This window comes from Providencia sp. PROV236 (assembly GCF_033676985.1).
Taxonomy (GTDB): Bacteria; Pseudomonadota; Gammaproteobacteria; order Enterobacterales; family Enterobacteriaceae; genus Providencia; species Providencia manganoxydans.
Genome location: NZ_CP096297.1, coordinates 3,733,602 through 3,751,875, shown reverse-complemented (window position 1 = coordinate 3,751,875; position 18,274 = coordinate 3,733,602). Strand labels below are relative to the sequence as shown.

Annotated in this window: 15 protein-coding genes; 13 read left to right on the top strand and 2 right to left on the bottom strand. The window is 41.1% G+C overall.

Annotated elements, in window-relative coordinates; genetic code table 11:
* Positions 1 to 66: 66 nt before the first annotated feature.
* The 4 genes from livH to livF are packed head-to-tail and all read left to right on the top strand — an operon-like array spanning position 67 to position 3,738.
* Entirely contained in the window at positions 67 to 993 is a 927-nt protein-coding gene (gene livH / locus M1E96_RS17295; protein WP_070928991.1) for a high-affinity branched-chain amino acid ABC transporter permease LivH, read from the top strand.
* On the top strand, positions 990 to 2,273 hold the full coding sequence (locus tag M1E96_RS17290; RefSeq protein WP_272580735.1) for a high-affinity branched-chain amino acid ABC transporter permease LivM: 1,284 nt from the start codon (positions 990 to 992) through the stop codon (positions 2,271 to 2,273). The genes livH and M1E96_RS17290 overlap by 4 nt, the downstream gene beginning before the upstream one ends.
* Entirely contained in the window at positions 2,270 to 3,037 is a 768-nt protein-coding gene (gene livG / locus M1E96_RS17285; protein WP_070928990.1) for a high-affinity branched-chain amino acid ABC transporter ATP-binding protein LivG, read from the top strand. The genes M1E96_RS17290 and livG overlap by 4 nt, the downstream gene beginning before the upstream one ends.
* Entirely contained in the window at positions 3,037 to 3,738 is a 702-nt protein-coding gene (gene livF / locus M1E96_RS17280; protein WP_070928989.1) for a high-affinity branched-chain amino acid ABC transporter ATP-binding protein LivF, read from the top strand. Before livG ends, livF begins: the two co-directional genes overlap by 1 nt.
* 63 nt (positions 3,739 to 3,801) lie before the next feature.
* Here the strand turns inward: livF and M1E96_RS17275 are convergent, their stop codons facing one another.
* Positions 3,802 to 4,671, bottom strand: a complete 870-nt coding sequence (locus M1E96_RS17275) for a hypothetical protein (protein ID WP_349485494.1) — start codon at positions 4,669 to 4,671, stop codon at positions 3,802 to 3,804.
* A gap of 525 nt (positions 4,672 to 5,196) precedes the next feature.
* Here M1E96_RS17275 and hutU point away from each other — a divergent pair.
* The 7 genes from hutU to M1E96_RS17240 all read left to right on the top strand — a co-directional run bounded on the left by hutU (position 5,197) and on the right by M1E96_RS17240 (position 14,462).
* On the top strand, positions 5,197 to 6,864 hold the full coding sequence (gene hutU, locus M1E96_RS17270) for a urocanate hydratase (protein WP_369427227.1): 1,668 nt from the start codon (positions 5,197 to 5,199) through the stop codon (positions 6,862 to 6,864).
* Between the two features lie 51 nt (positions 6,865 to 6,915).
* Positions 6,916 to 8,100 (top strand): CoA transferase, encoded by a 1,185-nt coding sequence (locus tag M1E96_RS17265; protein ID WP_349485496.1) that lies wholly within the window; start codon positions 6,916 to 6,918, stop codon positions 8,098 to 8,100.
* A complete protein-coding gene (locus M1E96_RS17260) occupies positions 8,097 to 9,236 on the top strand; it encodes an acyl-CoA dehydrogenase family protein (protein ID WP_070928986.1) in 1,140 nt (379 codons plus the stop codon). The genes M1E96_RS17265 and M1E96_RS17260 overlap by 4 nt, the downstream gene beginning before the upstream one ends.
* Positions 9,237 to 9,479: 243 nt before the next feature.
* Complete coding sequence (locus tag M1E96_RS17255) at positions 9,480 to 10,919, top strand: cytosine permease (protein WP_070928985.1); 1,440 nt, start codon at positions 9,480 to 9,482, stop codon at positions 10,917 to 10,919.
* 128 nt (positions 10,920 to 11,047) lie between these two features.
* On the top strand, positions 11,048 to 11,803 hold the full coding sequence (locus tag M1E96_RS17250; protein WP_272580730.1) for an electron transfer flavoprotein subunit beta/FixA family protein: 756 nt from the start codon (positions 11,048 to 11,050) through the stop codon (positions 11,801 to 11,803).
* A gap of 13 nt (positions 11,804 to 11,816) precedes the next feature.
* Complete coding sequence (locus tag M1E96_RS17245; protein ID WP_070928983.1) at positions 11,817 to 12,767, top strand: electron transfer flavoprotein subunit alpha/FixB family protein; 951 nt, start codon at positions 11,817 to 11,819, stop codon at positions 12,765 to 12,767.
* A gap of 12 nt (positions 12,768 to 12,779) precedes the next feature.
* Positions 12,780 to 14,462 (top strand): electron transfer flavoprotein-ubiquinone oxidoreductase, encoded by a 1,683-nt coding sequence (locus M1E96_RS17240; RefSeq protein ID WP_272580729.1) that lies wholly within the window; start codon positions 12,780 to 12,782, stop codon positions 14,460 to 14,462.
* Positions 14,463 to 14,547: 85 nt separating this feature from the next.
* On the opposite strand, the gene M1E96_RS17235 is transcribed toward M1E96_RS17240, so the two are convergent.
* On the bottom strand, positions 14,548 to 15,264 hold the full coding sequence (locus M1E96_RS17235; protein WP_070928981.1) for a UTRA domain-containing protein: 717 nt from the start codon (positions 15,262 to 15,264) through the stop codon (positions 14,548 to 14,550).
* A 478-nt stretch (positions 15,265 to 15,742) separates the two neighbouring features.
* On the opposite strand from M1E96_RS17235, the gene M1E96_RS17230 reads away from it, so the two are divergent.
* Positions 15,743 to 17,002: a hypothetical protein gene (locus tag M1E96_RS17230; RefSeq protein WP_369427226.1), complete on the top strand. Its 1,260-nt coding sequence runs from the start codon at positions 15,743 to 15,745 to the stop codon at positions 17,000 to 17,002.
* On the top strand, positions 16,999 to 18,123 hold the full coding sequence (locus M1E96_RS17225; protein WP_140180969.1) for a hypothetical protein: 1,125 nt from the start codon (positions 16,999 to 17,001) through the stop codon (positions 18,121 to 18,123). Before M1E96_RS17230 ends, M1E96_RS17225 begins: the two co-directional genes overlap by 4 nt.
* Positions 18,124 to 18,274: the final 151 nt, after the last annotated feature.

The following is an 18,274-nucleotide window of genomic DNA, read 5'->3' as shown; positions in this document are numbered from 1 at the left end:
AAGTGAGCTATGCTGCTTCCGGTTTCTGCACTCTGTTTAGGGATAGTAGTATGAAAGGATAGCCTTATGTCAGATCAAATTCTTTATTTTATCCAACAGTTCCTTAATGGCTTAACACTAGGCAGTACCTATGCGCTGATTGCCATCGGCTATACTATGGTTTATGGCATTATAGGTATGATTAACTTTGCGCATGGCGAAGTGTACATGATAGGTAGCTATGTTTCGTTTATTGTGATCGCCGGCCTGATGATGTTAGGGATTGATGTTGGATGGATCCTTATCGCTGCGGCATTTGTGGCAGCAATTGTTGTTTCAAGTTCTTATGGCTGGAGTATTGAGCGTGTCGCTTATCGGCCAGTTCGCCATTCAAAAAGACTAATAGCGCTGATCTCCGCGATCGGGATGTCAATTTTCCTACAAAACTACGTTAGCCTATCTCAAGGCTCCCGTGATCTCGCACTACCGAGTCTGATCACAGGGCAGTGGGTATTAGGTGAAAGTGATGGTTTCGAAGCGACCATTAGCAAAATGCAGCTGACTATTTGGGTTGTGACTTTGCTAGCCATGTTAGCGCTAACGGTATTTATTCGTTATTCACGGATGGGTAGGGCATGCCGCGCATGTGCTGAAGATTTAAAAATGGCGAGTTTGCTAGGAATTAACACCGATCGCGTCATTTCTTTAACCTTTGTCATCGGTGCAGCAATGGCTGCTGTTGCGGGTGTATTATTGGGGCAATTTTATGGTGTTATCAACCCATACATTGGGTTTATGGCTGGAATGAAAGCCTTTACCGCTGCGGTACTGGGGGGAATTGGGAGTATCCCTGGCGCCATGTTAGGTGGCCTGATCCTCGGTGTTGCTGAGGCGATGACATCGGCTTATTTAAGCACTGAATATAAAGACGTTGTGTCATTTGGATTATTAATTGGTGTGTTGTTGATCATGCCAACCGGCATTCTGGGTCGTCCGGAGGTCGAAAAAGTATGAGAAAAGAAAATTGGATTAATGCCATTGTTGCCTCAGTGATGTTCTTCATCTTAGCGGTTTTTATGATGGGGTTACAGCTTACCCTTGATGGTACTAAGCTCGTGGTGTCTAGCGCTGATTCGGTTCGTTGGAATTGGATATTTGCGGGTATTGCGGTGATTTTTATTTTCCAGCTAGTCCGACCCTCATTAACCAAAGTATGGCAAGGTGTCCCTAAAAAATCATGGGCAATACCGGATTTTGATGGCTCTACGGCAAGGCAAAAGATTCTGGCTGTTTTTATTATTATTGCAGCAATTATTTGGCCATTCATTGTTTCTCGTGGCAGTGTGGATATAGCCACCTTAACATTAATTTATGTAATGTTAGGTTTGGGGCTAAACGTGGTGGTGGGTCTTTCGGGTCTGTTGGTTTTAGGTTATGCAGGTTTCTATGCCATCGGCGCCTATACATTTGCGTTATTAAATCATTATTACGGTTTTGGCTTCTGGGAAAGTTTACCTATTGCAGGGTTAACCGCAGCATTAGCGGGTTTTTTGCTAGGATTCCCAGTGCTGCGATTACGGGGAGATTATTTGGCGATTGTAACCCTAGGTTTTGGTGAGATTGTGCGTATTTTATTGCTCAATAATACTGAAATTACTGGGGGACCGAATGGGATCAGCCAACTGCCTAAACCCACCTTTTTCGGTTTAGAATTTAGTCGTAACGCAAAAGACGGTTGGGACACTTTCCACAATTTCTTTGGTCTTGATTACAATGCGGGCGATCGCATTATTTTCTTATATTTCGTTGCGCTATTATTGGTAGTGTTAACGTTATTTGTGATTAACCGTTTACTGCGTATGCCATTAGGGCGTGCTTGGGAAGCTCTGCGAGAAGATGAGATAGCTTGCCGTTCTTTAGGTTTATCACCCACAAAAATTAAACTGACCGCATTCACTATCAGTGCTGCCTTTGCTGGTTTTGCAGGCACGCTATTTGCCGCTCGCCAAGGGTTTATCAGCCCTGAGTCATTCACTTTTGTTGAATCTGCATTTGTATTAGCGATCGTTGTTCTTGGCGGTATGGGATCGCAAACTTCAGTAATATTAGCTGCGATCATATTAGTCGTCTCAAGAGAGATGATGCGTGATCTGAATGCCTACAGCATGTTGTTGTTGGGGGCTTTAATGGTCTTAATGATGATTTGGCGCCCTCAAGGGCTATTGCCAATGAAACGTCGTCAAATGAAATTGAAGAATACAGAACAATTAGTGGATCAGGGGGAAAAAGTATGACCCCTCTATTACAAGTTAATGGTTTGTCGATGCGCTTTGGCGGCTTATTGGCAGTGAATAACGTGGAATTGACGTTAAATCAAGGCGAAATCGTCTCTTTGATTGGCCCGAACGGTGCTGGTAAAACCACTATTTTCAACTGCTTAACAGGTTTTTATAAACCGACAAGCGGCTCAATTATTTATCGTGAAAAACATTTGGAAGGCTTATCGGGGCAGGCAATTGCTCGTCTGGGGGTGATCAGAACCTTTCAACATGTCCGCTTATTTAAAGAAATGACGGTGATTGAAAATCTATTAGTCGCGCAGCATCAACATTTGAAAAGTGGTATTTTTTCTGGCTTATTAAAGACACCTGCATTTCGTCGAGCAGAATCAGAAGCGATTGATAATGCAGTTAAATGGCTTGAACGCGTTAATCTATTACAGTTTGCTAACCGTCAAGCTGGTAACTTAGCATATGGTCAGCAACGTCGCTTAGAGATCGCTCGTTGCATGGTGACTCGCCCTGAAATTTTGATGTTAGATGAGCCTGCGGCAGGTTTGAATCCAAAAGAAACCAACGATCTGGATGAATTAATTGCTGAATTACGTTCACATCATCAAGTTTCTATTTTATTGATTGAGCATGATATGAAGTTGGTGATGGGGATTTCAGATCGTATTTATGTGGTTAATCAGGGAACACCACTGGCGAATGGAACGCCTGAGCAAATCCGTCAGCACCCTGATGTTATCAAAGCTTATTTGGGGGAGGCTTACTAATGTTAGAGTTTAAACAAGTTTCTGCCCATTATGGAAAAATCCAAGCCTTACATCAGGTCAGTTTGAATATTCAAAAAGGCGAAATTGTCACCCTGATCGGTGCTAATGGCGCAGGGAAAACCACTCTGCTAAGTACATTATGTGGTGATCCACGCGCCTCTGAAGGGCAGATCCTTTATCGAGATGTGGATATTACTCAGTTGCCTACAGCAAAAATTATGCGTGAAGATATTGCGATTGTGCCTGAAGGGCGACGTGTTTTTTCACGAATGACGGTTGAAGAGAATTTGGCGATGGGCGGTTTTTTTGCTAATCGTCAGCAATATCAGCAACGTATTGAACGTGTGTATACGTTGTTCCCTCGTTTATACGAACGTCGTAGTCAGCGTTCAGGAACTATGTCAGGGGGCGAACAACAGATGTTGGCGATTGGTCGTGCACTGATGAGCCAACCTGAATTGCTGTTGCTTGATGAGCCATCATTGGGGCTAGCCCCGATCATTATCATGCAAATCTTCGATACTATTTTGCAACTACGTGAGGAAGGCATGACGATCTTTCTTGTTGAACAAAATGCAAATCAGGCATTGAAATTGGCGGATAGGGGCTATGTACTTGAAAATGGCCATATTGTACTGGAAGATAGTGGTAAAGCATTACTGGCGAATGAAGCGGTAAGAAGTGCTTATTTAGGTGGTTAATCATTAAGAGAAGGGCATTAATATAAAAATATGTATCGATTATTAATGCCCTTTTGAAAAGTATCATGATGGGTTAGTTGTAGTTGGTTTTTTTGTTATTACGAATAGGAGTTGATCTTTTTTATCATGATTTTCTAAAAACAGTCCATCTTTACCTTTAATGAAAAATGTTTTTCTTATTATTGAAACCGTCATCCCTTTTAATATTTCGCCATCCTCCTTTTTTATTAGCCTGATTGTTTTTTTGGCAGTGACAATGCAATGCCCTTGCATGGTTTTTTCTATAAAAATTAAAGGTCGTTTAATACTTTGTTCATTATCCATCATGCTATTACTAATAACATAATTATCATCTTTGATGAGTGGTTGTAATGCAATCAATGGATCTGCTGTAAAACCTTGGTGAGAAAACTGAGATATAAATTGTGCATTTCTACGTCCAAACTCTGCGGTAAGAAGCTTTGCATCTACAAGTTTATAGGGTTCTGGTTGTCGATATGGTGTATATAGAAAATAATCCATTCGATGAAGATCAAGGTTGAATTGTTTAGATAATTTAGAGTCATAAATGAATCCATTTTTTTGGTTTTTAAGATCTAAATCTTCACCAGTTTTTATCTCATTTTCTGAAGGTATAAATTTCTCATATTCTTTTTTTATCATTATTGACGTTGTATTTTTATCATGAAATATCTCTTTTTTATATAAGTCTGGTAATTTGAAATGCCTTTCAATAAACTTAATATTCGCTTTTCTGTCAGATGTGAATCTAATTCTATTTATAAATGATACTAGTTTTTTCCATATGGAATTATTATTATTTTGAATGCTATTAATAGAGTTAATGAATGAGGTTGATCCACAAACCGGTTTTTTTAATCTATTAGGATTAATGGCCGGATTGGAACATGTTGCTTGAATGGTTATTGTCATAGAAAACTCACTTATTTAATTCTTTTAGATGCATATATACCTTAAATACCACCACTAAAATTGTATAAATAGATACTCTTACCGCCATTCAAATCATAAAAAGACAACTGGCTACACTCACCCACGATAATATTTGGTCACTTTTAATTGTGAAGCAGTTCTCATTTCAGCTATTTGCTTGTTTCTACAGATTAAATCAATTGTATATACATCTTCTTTTGAATAAATAGCAAGTTACCCATTGTTGTATAGGTACACTCCCTCCTTTCTATCTAATTTTTGTACAAAAATTAAAATTTAAATGTATATACTTTGTGAATTAAATGTATATATATTTAGGGTCAGATGAGTAACAACACAGATTATGATGATAATAAAATTAGGCGCTAAAAAGTTTAACTGATTGAATTTTAATTAATTAACTAAAGATAGCTACTCGGTTATCAGTCAGTGAAAAAATAATGACTAATCACAAATATCATTGATTGTTGTAAAAAAGTTAAATTGAATGAAAGGGGATAGCAGATGTTAAACCGTACAGACTCTACACGTATTATTCGTGCTCCGCATGGTAGCGAGAAGACCTGCAAAAGCTGGCTGACAGAAGCAGTTTACCGCATGATCCAAAACAACTTAGCCCCCGACGTGGCTGAGCATCCACAAAGTTTAGTGGTGTACGGTGGTATTGGTCGTGCAGCGCGTGATTGGCAATGTTATGACAAAATCCTAGAGGTTCTGAAAACTCTCGAAGACGATCAGACCTTATTGGTGCAATCAGGTAAGCCTGTCGGTGTCTTTCCCTCTCATCCAGATGCACCCCGTGTATTAATCGCTAACTCAAACATTGTTCCACATTGGGCAAATTGGGATCATTTTAATGAGTTAGATAAAAAAGGCTTGATGATGTATGGCCAAATGACAGCGGGATCGTGGATCTATATTGGCTCACAGGGCATCGTTCAAGGCACCTATGAAACTTTCGTTTCTTTAGCAAAACAACATTTTAATGGCAACCCAGCAGGCCGTTGGATCTTAACCGGTGGATTAGGAGGCATGGGCGGTGCACAGCCTTTAGCCGCAACTATGGCCGGTTTTAGCATGATCGCGGTTGAATGCGATGAAAGCCGCATCGATTTCCGTTTAAGAACTCGTTATGTCGACAAAAAAGCCACTTCATTAGATGAAGCGTTGCAATATATCGAGGAAGCAAAGCGTGATGGTAAGCCTGTATCCGTTGGTTTATTAGGCAATGCTGCTGATGTATACAGCGAATTGGTGAAACGCAATATCACCCCTGATTCGGTGACAGATCAGACAAGTGCGCATGATCCTGTTCATGGCTACCTACCACAAGGTTGGACACTGCAACAATGGCGTGAAAAGCAGCAAACAGCACCAAATGAAGTGACAAAAGCAGCGAAAAAAAGTATGGCAGTGCAGGTTGATGCCATGTTGACCATGCAACAACGTGGTTCAGCGGCTTTCGATTATGGCAACAATATTCGTCAAATGGCAAAAGATGAAGGTATCTCCAATGCCTTTGATTTCCCAGGTTTTGTTCCTGCTTATATTCGCCCTCTATTTTGTGAAGGTATCGGACCGTTCCGATGGGTCGCACTTTCAGGGGATCCAGAAGATATCTATAAAACAGATCAAAAAGTTAAAGAACTGATCCCCGATGATAAGCATCTACATAACTGGCTGGATATGGCACGTGAGCGGATCGCATTCCAAGGCTTACCAGCCCGTATTTGTTGGGTAGGGCTCAAAGATCGCGAAAGGTTAGGTCGTGCATTTAACCAAATGGTGAAAAATGGCGAACTAAAAGGCCCGATTGTCATTGGTCGAGATCACCTAGATTCAGGCTCTGTAGCGAGTCCACATCGGGAAACGGAAGCCATGAAAGATGGCTCTGATGCCGTGTCTGACTGGCCACTGCTGAACGCGCTACTGAATACCGCGGGTGGTGCGACATGGGTGAGTTTGCATCATGGTGGTGGTGTCGGTATGGGCTTTTCACAGCATGCCGGTGTCGTCATTGTTTGTGATGGTACCGATGCGGCAGATAAACGCTTAGCCCGCGTTTTACATAATGACCCAGCGACAGGGGTTATGCGTCATGCTGATGCAGGCTATGACATCGCAATCAACTGTGCAAAACAGCAGGGTTTAAATCTACCTATGGTCAAGTAATGTCTTTTGCCGACCAAGTAATTGGTCGGCCTTATTTATAAGGATTTCTGTATGAATATGCAGCTACAGCAAAAAAGGCAAGGGCCACTGTCAGGGATCAAAGTGATTGATTTAAGTCGTGTACTAGCTGGACCCTATTGCACAGGTATGATGGCCGATCTCGGTGCCGAAGTGATAAAGATCGAGGTTCCTGACCACGGTGATGATAGCCGTCATCTAGGTCCTTTTATTGATGGAGAAAGCGTTTATTACGGTTTGATCAACCGAGGTAAGCGTAGCATTGAGCTCGATCTGAAGTCTGATGCTGATCGTGAGATCCTTTACCAACTGGTCAAAGAAAGCGATGTGGTGGTTGAAAATTTTCGACCGGGGGTGACGGCGAGACTCGGGATCGATTTTGAGAGCTTAAAACAACATAATCCCACGTTAATTTACGCCAGTATTTCTGGTTTTGGCCAAGATAGCCCATTAGCCAATTATCCCGCTTATGACATCGTAGCACAGGCCATGTCAGGGCTGATGAGTGTGACAGGTTTCCCACAAACAGGTCCTACACGCAGCGGTGAATCAATAGGAGATGTTTGTGCAGGCATGTTCGCGTCTTGGGCGATCAGCAGTGCTTTGTTCGCTCGGGAAGTCCACCAAGAAAGTGCGCAATATATTGATGTAGCAATGGTTGATGTATTGCTAAGTATGCAGCTAACAGGCTTATCTAACTTATTTGCCAATGGTGAGGCACCTAGCTTAGTCGGTAATCGTCATCCAGTTTCAACGCCTTTTGATACCTATCAGGCGCAAGATGGCTTAGTCGTCATAGCCATTGCCAGTGAAAAATTATTTCAGCGTTTCTGTGAATGTATGGGACAGCCAACATTACGTGATGATCCTCGTTATAAAGACGACCCAACCAGAACGATTTATCACGCTGATTTACGTAAAGAAATAGAACAATGGACAGCGCAAAAAACAGTAGAGCAAGTTTGTGATTTATTGTTAAACGCAGGCGTACCTGCATCGCCGATCCATAACTTACAGCAGGCGACACAAAGTGAGCATGCAAAAGTTCGCCAAATTCTTATCGATCTCAATGATGGCGGTACCCCGTTAATTTCTCAGCCTGTTTTCTTTAATGGATGTAAACCTCATGTGACGCAAAGAGCACCACATTTAGGAGAAGCTAATCAGGTTTATAAGCCGTCAACAATAACAACGAAAAATGCGGAGACAATACAATGAGCTTTCAAATTGATGAAACAGAACAAGCCATTGTCGATGCTGTGGAAAAAGTTTGCCGAGATGTTTTGCAAGCGAACGCACAGCGTTATGACGAAACAGAAACTTTTTGTGCAGAAAGCTTATCTGCTTTAGGTGAAATGGGATGCTGGGGAATTAACTTACCGGAGCAATACGGTGGTTTTGGTATTGGTAGCATTGCGATGAGTATGATTGTTGAAGCCGTTGCTGCTGCATGTGCATCAACATCATCAGCACTGACTGCGCATTTTCTTGCAACGGACTCTATCTTAATCGGTGGGACTGAAGAGCAAAAACAATATTGGTTACCCAAAGCAGCCAGTGGTGAGCTATTAGGTGCATTTGGCTTAACTGAACCCGCAGCAGGTTCAAACCCAGCAGATATGCGTACTATTGCAACACGTGAAAATGGCGGCTGGCGAATTCGTGGTAATAAACACTATATTACCAATGCCAAAGAAGCTGATTTTATTGTGTTATATGCCAAAACAGACCCTGAAGCAGGAGCTCGTGGTATCAGTGCATTTATGATCCCAAAAGGCACTGAAGGTGTTGAGTTTTCTTCCCCTGAAAAAACCATGGGACTACGTGGTAGCACAATCTATGAATTAGCCCTGAATTGTTGGTTACCTGAATCTGCATTATTAGGTGAAGAAAATAAAGGTTTCCATACTGCAATGGAAGTATTGGATAAAGGGCGTGTGGAGGTTGCTGCAACGTCATTAGGTATTGCCCGAGCAGCGATGGAATGTGCTCTGGGGTGGGTCAAAGAACGCCAAATTGGCAAAAAACCATTGGCAGCCTATCAAGGAACACAATGGCGCCTCGCAGATATGCATACCCAGCTGGAGGCAGCAAGAATGTTGACTTGGAATGCCGCTGAACGCCGTGATACAGGCGAGCGTTTTAGTTTGCAATCGGCGACAGCAAAATTATTTGCCGCAGAATGTGCCGGTTTTGTCACTGATGCTGCATTACAACTGCATGGCGGTTATGGCTATATTCGCGATCTGCCTCTAGAACGCTATGTTCGTGATGCAAGAATTTTACGAATTTTTGAAGGTACCTCGGAAATTCAAAAAATTATTATCTCACGTGCGGTTTTAGATGCCGTTTAATAATTAAATATCACGCTTTGATGGGTGGACAGGCATCCATCAATGAGAAGTTGAGCTGCAATCACGATCATGGAATTAAAAACACAACAACAATCAGGTTTAAGAATGTATTTCAATTTTTAATGGCGGGTGATCTCTATCAATAACAATACCCGACTTAATGTCTAACGGCTGCACCCTACAGCATCCATGATGACAAATTGGTTCATTCTTTAAGCCAGCCTTGCTTAAAGAGGAGTTACCATGACAGTTTCAAACAATATAATCGCAGATAAAAAAAGCCGGCAGGACAACGTTCCCCTAATAGAAGCTCGTTCGATTGATTACATTCCTGAATCTGAGCGCCATGGCACGTTATCAAGTCAATTTACCCTTTGGTTTGGGGCAAACCTACAGATCACCGCCATTGTCACAGGGGCACTTGCTGTGGTTTTAGGTGGAGACGTGTTTTGGTCTTTGATTGGTTTATTTATTGGCCAGTTACTTGGTGGGGCAGTTATGGCTTTGCATGCGGTGCAAGGGCCTAAGCTGGGCTTGCCACAAATGATTTCCAGTCGTGTGCAGTTTGGTGTGTATGGTGCGGTGATCCCTATCTTACTGGTTTGCATGATGTACGTAGGTTTCTCTGCGAGTGGGACTGTATTAGCAGGGCAAGCCGTTGGACAGTTACTTCATGTTAGTGACTGGATTGGTATTTTGATTTTTGGCGCAGTGATCATAGCCATTACTATCTGTGGTTATCGTATCATTCACATATTGGGCAAAGTGGCGAGTGTAGTTGGGGTGATCGCATTCTTTTATTTGTTCTTCCGCCTTTTCTACATGAATGATGTTTCCGTGTTACTTGAAAATCGTCATTTTAGTTGGACCAATTTCTTATTGGCGATGTCATTGTCTGCATCATGGCAAATTGCATTTGGCCCTTATGTGGCTGACTATTCACGCTATTTACCTACAAAAACTCCCACTATTAAAGCTTTCCTTGCGGTAGGTTCAGGAACGGTGATCGGGACTCAAGCTTCGATGATCCTTGGTGTATTTGCAGCAGCGCTAGCAGGAAGCCAATTTGCAGGCCATGAAGTGGCTTATATTGTTGGATTAGGTAGTACAGGTTTGATTGCAGCACTACTCTATATCAGTATCTTTTTCGGTAAAGTGACTATTACAGCGTTAAATGCCTATGGCAGCTTTATGTCGATGGCCGCTATATTTTGTGGTTTCCGAGGTAAACAGCAAATTTCACGTGGGCAAAGGCTATTTTTCATCATACTGATGGTGAGTTTCTCAACTCTCTTAGGTCTTGCTGGCCAGCACTCCTTCTTAAAATTATTTTCTGCTTTCTTATTATTCTTACTGGCATTTTTTACACCTTGGAGTGCTATCAACCTTGTTGATTACTATTGGGTAACCAAAGGTCGCTATGATGTACCTCAATTATCAAACCCAAATGGCCGTTATGGACGTTGGAACAAAGTGGGCATTATCACCTATGTGGTTGGGGTCTTGATCCAATTACCTTTTATCGCAACAGGTTTCTATACAGGGCCATTAGTTGAAACGTTAGGAGGCGTTGATATTTCATGGATTGTTGGCTTAGTGGCAACCAGTATTATCTATTATGTGGCGATTAAAATATGGCCAATGTCAGTCGCGGATCGCTTGATATTGCCATCTACTCATTAATTAACAAAATAATATAAGTATTTCATAAAGTTAAAAAAATCGGCGAGTGGATTAGCAGTGATTTATTCACTGCTAAGGCTCCCCTTAGCCTAAAAAACCTCTTCTGGCAGAGAGCATTAGGAGTAATTATGAAAATTTTAGTGGCTGTTAAAAGAGTTATTGATCACAACGTTAAAGTGCGTGTGAAAGCAGATGGTTCGGGTATTGAATTAGCGAATGTCAAAATGGCGATCAATCCTTTTGATGAAATTGCGGTGGAAGAAGCGGTTCGCCTTAAAGAAGCTGGAAAAGCGAGTGAAGTCGTTGTGGTCTCCATTGGTGATATTAGTTCACAGGATACATTACGTAGTGCAATGGCGATTGGTGCTGATCGTGCAATCTTAATTCAGAGACCCAATGATTTGGTATTAGATCCGTTGGATATCGCTCGATTATTGCAACAAGTCGTCATAACAGAGCAACCTGATTTAATTCTCCTTGGTAAACAAGCTATTGATAACGATTGTAACCAAACAGGGCAAATGCTATCGGCATTGTTGAAATGTGGTCAGGCAACCTTTGCCTCTTCAATTGAAATCGAAGGAGCGCTATTGCAGGTAACGCGCGAAATAGATGGTGGCCTAGAAACATTGTCTTTATCACTACCTGCGGTAGTAACAACCGATTTACGTTTAAACGAGCCGCGCTATGCAACGTTACCAAACATTATGAAGGCAAAGAAGAAACCATTAGAGATACAAACGATTTCAGAGATGGATTTTACCCCCTTAAATCAAGTGAAAACATTAACCGTGACTGAGCCGAAAAAGCGCGTAGGCCAATGCACATTATTTAATGACATCAATGCATTAGTGAATGAATTACAAGCAAAAAACGTTTTCTAGTAAGGGGAATACTATGAGTCAATTATCTGTACTTGTTGTGGTCGAACATGACAACCAAACAATTAAATCATCAACCTACCATAGCGTGAATGCGGCAACGCAAATTCTATCGGGTCAGGGCCAGCTGCATCTGTTAGTTGCAGGTAGCGAATGTGCGAAAGTGGCTGAACAGGCTGCAACCATTGATGGTGTGGGAAAAGTAATTGTGATTGATAGTCATGAATTACAGCACCAGTTAGCGGAAACCATTACAGAGGCAGTGATAGCGGTTGCGAAAGATTATAGTCATATACTATTTCCTGCGACGACATACGGTAAAAATATCGCGCCACGTGTTGCTGCGACACTCGGTATTGCACAAATTTCTGATATTACAGAAGTGATTGATACACAAACGTATGTGCGCCCAATCTATGCAGGTAATGCATTAGCTACAGTACAAAATAATGGACAACAAGTGGTACTCACGATCCGTAGTTCTGCTTTTCCAGCAACAAGTCACTCACAAAATAAAGCTGTTATTGAAAATTATACCGTTGGTCAATTTAACCCACTATCACAATTAAAAAGTCAGTCATTAACACAAGTTAGCCGAGCAGAACTCAGCTCCGCCAAAATTGTGATATCAGGGGGGAGGGGATTAAGCTCAGGCGAAAACTTTGCCTTGATTGAAACCATTGCCGATAAACTGGGTGCCGCGGTGGGGGCATCAAGAGCGGCAGTTGACGCGGGTTATGTGCCAAATGACTATCAAGTTGGGCAAACAGGCAAAATTGTTGCCCCTGATCTGTATATCGCGGTCGGTATTTCAGGCGCGATTCAACATATAGCAGGAATGAAAGAGAGCAAAGTGATCGTGGCAATTAACAGCGATCCTGAAGCGCCTATTTTCCAAGTTGCTGATTATGGCATTGTTGGTGATCTGTTTGAGATCTTGCCTGAATTTGATAAAGCATTGGCCTAAGAGGAATTGATTATGGCTATCGACAATAGTGTCAATGTTAACGAGGCTCCCGAGCGGGAATCGATGGAATTTGATGTCCTGATTGTCGGTGGTGGGCCTGCGGGATTATCGGCGGCGATCCGACTAAAGCAGCTCGCTGTAGAAAATAACCAAGAGATATCAGTTTGCTTAATTGATAAGGGTGCTGAAGTTGGTGCACACATTTTATCAGGGGCGGTTATTGATCCTCGTGCATTAGATGAATTGCTACCAAACTGGCAACAGCTTGTTGCCAGTGAATTAACTGAGGTCACTCAGGATAGTTTTCTACTATTAAAAGAACATAAAGCGAGTCGCTTACCTTTGGCTTTACTGCCAGCGAGTTTAAAAAATAGCGGCAATTTAATTGGTAGCCTTGGACAGGTTTGTGCTGCGTTGGCGGCACACGCTGAACAATTGGGTGTTGATGTTTTTGCCGGTTTTGCTGCGACAGACATTTTATACGATGAATCGGGTGCCGTTGTTGGTGTCACTACTGGCGATATGGGGTTGGATAAATCGGGAAATCCAACGCCTATGTATCAACCAGGGATGAATTTACGGGCAAAAATGACCTTATTTGCTGAAGGCTGTCGTGGGCAGTTAGGGAAACAACTCATTGAACGTTTCGATTTAGCAGCAGGTCGTGGGAAGCAAACTTATGGGCTTGGTATAAAAGAAATCTGGCAAATACCCAAAGAACAACATCAGGCAGGGTTGGTGGTTCACTCTATTGGCTGGCCCCTAGATAACCATACTTATGGTGGCGGCTTTGCATATCATTACGGTGACAACCTTGTCGCGGTTGGTTTGGTGGTTGGACTCAATTATGAAAACCCTTATTTGTCACCTTTTGATGAATTTCAGCGTCTAAAAACGCATCCATCATTTAGTGCTTTTTTACGTGGTGGCGAGCGGGTGAGCTATGGTGCGCGAACCCTTGTTGCTGGTGGCTTAACGGCACTACCTGAATTAAGTTTCCCTGGTGGTGCGTTGATTGGTGATGATGCTGGGTTTCTGAATGCCGCACGTATCAAGGGGAGTCATTGTGCTGTGAAAAGTGGTTCATTAGCTGCTGAAGCATTGTTGGCATCGATTGACCATGAATCGATAGATTATGACAAATTTAATCTGCAATACCGGCAAAAATTTGAGCAGAGTTGGTTATATCGTGAATTATATCAAACCCGTAATTTTAAGCCTTACATGAAAAAAGGGTTATATATAGGTTCTTTATTATTCGGTGCTGAACAATTGCTATTAAAAGGGCGCACACCATGGACGCTGAAACTAAAACAGGCAGACCATCAATGCTTGAAAGAGGCTAAATATTTCCAGCCGATCGTGTATCCAAAACCAGATGGCATTTTAACGTTTGATAAACCCTCTTCGGTTTTTTTATCTAATACTAACCATGAAGAGCAGCAACCTTGTCACTTGAAATTACAAGATGATGATGTACCAATAACTGTCAATTTATCGATGTATTCAGCACCTGAAACGCGTTATTGCCCCGCGGGGGTATATGAAATTATTCAGGAACAAGAACAACCCAAATTGCAAATTAATGCGCAAAACTGCCTGCACTGTAAGGCGTGTGATATTAAAGACCCAACACAAAATATCTGTTGGACGGCGCCTCAAGGGGGAGAAGGCCCTATTTATCAAGGGATGTAACGACTTTGTTGTGATGTGTAGTTGTGCTTGATTTTATCAGTCGCTTTGGGGCATTTAATTATTTGCCCCATTTTTTTACTCGAAATTAAGGGGTTTCAATACGTGAATGGAGTTTTAATTTGTAACGTGAGCCTGCGGTTATCATATTGACATAACTAATTAGCGCAGTCCCTGTCCATGTGCGGCGGCTGAGTTGTAAGCAAGGAGAACCTTCTTTAATTGATAGCGAATGCGCGATAGTTTTGGTTGCTAATGCGGCTTCAATAGTATGCTCCATCTCACTGACAGGGAAATGTCGTTGTAAATAGCCACTAGGGGTTTCTGTATCCCCAAAATGTTGTTTAACGAAATCAGGTGCGATGGCGTGATTGACGTAACGCTCTTCCAGCATTAATGGGATGTCATTTTCAAAATGCAGTACTTTACAATAACCGACATCACTCCCTTCTCTTACACCAAGCTGTAAAGCGATCTCGGCTGAAGCAGTAATGACTTTTAATTGTAATTGATGACCACTGTATTTATTACCACTTAATGATATTTCATCAAATATATCAAATGCTTTAGTTACCGGTAGCTCATGCTTTTGCGTAGCAACAAACGTCCCTTTACCAGCGATACGGCTGAGGATACCTTTTTGGCTCAATTCAGAGATAGCTTTATTCACCGTCATGCGGCTTACATTAAACTGTGCGCAGAGTTCGAGTTCTGTAGGTATCTGCGTTTCAGGTTTAAAAATACCTAAATCAATACTTCGCAGAATGTACGATTGAATTTGCTTGTAAGCTGGTTGTGAATTCATTGTTATTATTTAATTAGTAATAGTATTAGGGAGAACCTATTTATGGCATTCATCGCCGTTGCTCAAGTTTAACAGTAAATACGTTCTTTTCTAGTCACCTCGTATAGATTCGTCATACTTCAAGTTGCAGCGTTGTTGACGATACTGACTCGCGCCAGTCACATACTAGTGTATGCTCCTAGCGACTCACCCACTTGTCGCCTAGCTGTACCTCGAATTATTTAGAGTATAGTTAGCAGCACAAATTTTGATAAAACACAGATAGAGAATAATCTGTAATTATCTGAATCATATTCAATTCCTATTGGGAGGCGAGTATGTTTTGACTATGATGGTGGTGGATCCATCATGCTTCAAGCGGTAGGGGGTTGACTACGCTCAGTTGACTGTTATTTATGCTCCCCACTTATCTTTGCTTGTCGCCCACCTGCAACTCAAATTATTTAGCGCAATAAATTGATAATTAGGATAAGAAAAAATGCGTGCTCAATATTTTAATGTCACGTTAACCCAATGTGACTACAAAAATGTTATCCCAACAGGAATGGTAAGGCTAATTGCATCTGACCTAGTTTTCTTTTTTAATCTTGAAGATTTTAAAAATAGCGATGCTTTTTTAGAGAGCCTAAGCAGCGGCGATGAATTAGTGATCTGCGCTGAAATATTTAATGATGGTAGTTATTGGCTCAAATGGGCATATCATAAAACTAAAGGTTGGATTGAACCTGATAGAAATGTGTCATTCCATAAAGGACTTATCAAAGAATTTCTTTGGGCTTTTGGTCTCAGTGCTTTTGCTGTACTTGCCTATTTCTGCTTTATTTATTCAGATGATAATATGTTGCTGATTGTACTCGGAGCATTTGCTAGCTGTGCCGCTTTCGTTGGTTTTAGTATGGTAACCCTTTTCCTCAAAACCATTTGGAATATCGTTAGCCCGCGTCGAAAATCAATACTAAAAGCACTTGATCAAGTCATTGCAGGGCAATATCAAATCAGTCATGAAAATCCCAAGTTAATTAGCCTATCAGGGATCAAAAACCCTAAGATGAAGCTAATAAAGCCTCAGTTTGCTAATCAACTAAAAATAGCAGAGGGGGAGTTTCAATCTACACAAGGGAAAGTCAATTTATTTGGTATCCAGCAATATACAGTGATTGGTTATAAAGGCGCCAAAACAGTTTTTAATGCAAATTTATTGCAAATAGATGGTGAACCTTTCAGTATTGTGACTCCCGAAAATGAACCTTTGTTTAATAATCACAGTTTATTTATTGCTCAAGGCGATCAAATTGAAATTATTTATAAGAAACTGAATGAAACTGATACAGTGGAGATGGTATTTGGTGTTTTTAATCAACAAGATCATCTAGCATATACCTTAAGTAATGGTGGTAGCCCACAAGAGCGTAGTTTTTATAAAGGATTATGGATATTTACAGCTGCACTGATAGCGCTTTTTGCTATCGCCCTATTAGTAATGAATATAACTGAAGTTATTGAACGAGGTAATCATTGGGATTATTGGGATTGGCTTTATATTTTGGATAATGGTGTTGGATTTATTAGTTTTGCATCTTCAATCACGTTAGGCATTAGTTTTTTAACCGGTTTATGTGTAGCAATCTATTTTTACGTTTCTAAGCGAGGGCGTATGAATTTTATTGCGCAACGTTATTTAAGCTACTTACGCCAAAAAAATGGCCAATCAGATTATGTCACTGAGGTGCGTACATGAATCCATTCCTCAGTAAACGTTTTATTATTTTGACGATCGCATTTATCACTTGTTTAGTTGCAACCATTGCATTTCACTTTCGCGGTAATGCGGCCAGTTGGACATGGGAAAATCAAAAAATTGGCTCGGAAATCGCTAATTTTGATTGGGTTAAAACTTTCCCAACAGATCAGGGAATGTTGATCGTTGTTCAAAGAAGCCAACGTTCAGGTTATTACTCTTATTCACGTTATAATATTCCTTCTCACGATTACAGTTATCAGGTGCTTCTAGCAAATAAAACGGGTATCCACTATATCGGTAAAGGAAATCATAGCTTTTACAATGCAGCATGTAATAAAGCTGAATGCACACTGATCTTTAATGATGGTAGTCGGGTGCTAAACTTAGCTGATTATTCAATAACAGACATGGAACCTTGGCAAGAGCCGTATGGTGAACAATATTCAACTTTAATTATAGGGAAGATACTGAATACACCCAATGACCAAACTTATCTAGTGGTGAGTAATAGCGATTTATTTAAAACAACAGATAAAGGCCGTACATGGCAACTTTTTGGTAATGTACGTGACTTAGTTAAATTATATTACCCAGAAGAACTTGTTGATAATTCTCACTTCTTATTTGCTACTCAAAAAAACAAGCTCATCGTTTGGTTTAGTTATGGTAATAATATGGGCTCACTTGAGATCACTATTAATAGCGAAACAGGCAAAATTTTAGGTAATAAATGGCTACCATTGCGGATCAATGAAGTTGAGCAATCACCTAATGGTGATATTTATGCTATTGCCCAAGAACCGTCACGTAAGCTGTTTTCATTATTACAGTTTCAGGATAATGGGGAGTTTTCTGTGGTGACGGAAAATGGCTATAGCCAACTATATGGTTTACAGGTCAGCAACCAAACTGCATTGCTAAATGAGACGTGGCGAGGAGAGCAAGGTTATTTGCTGGTCGATGTGAAAGATAATCAGCTAACACATCGCGCTGAGCTAAATGAGTACGATAAAACCTTTAATAGTGTTGATAATACCTTTATTAAACTAGGTAACAGTTATTTAGATGATGTTGAAATAGCAAATGGTGACTTGGTGAGTCATCAAATAGCTAAATAGTTATTTAACTAAAAATGGGCGTAAGCGCTCGTTTCAGACTGCGGACAAACGTACTGTGTTTGGCAGCAGTGACTAAGGTTATTGGCAATAAATTGATTGATTTTCGGCTGACAACACGAAGCGGGAAAAATGCCTTTATCCCGCTTCGTTA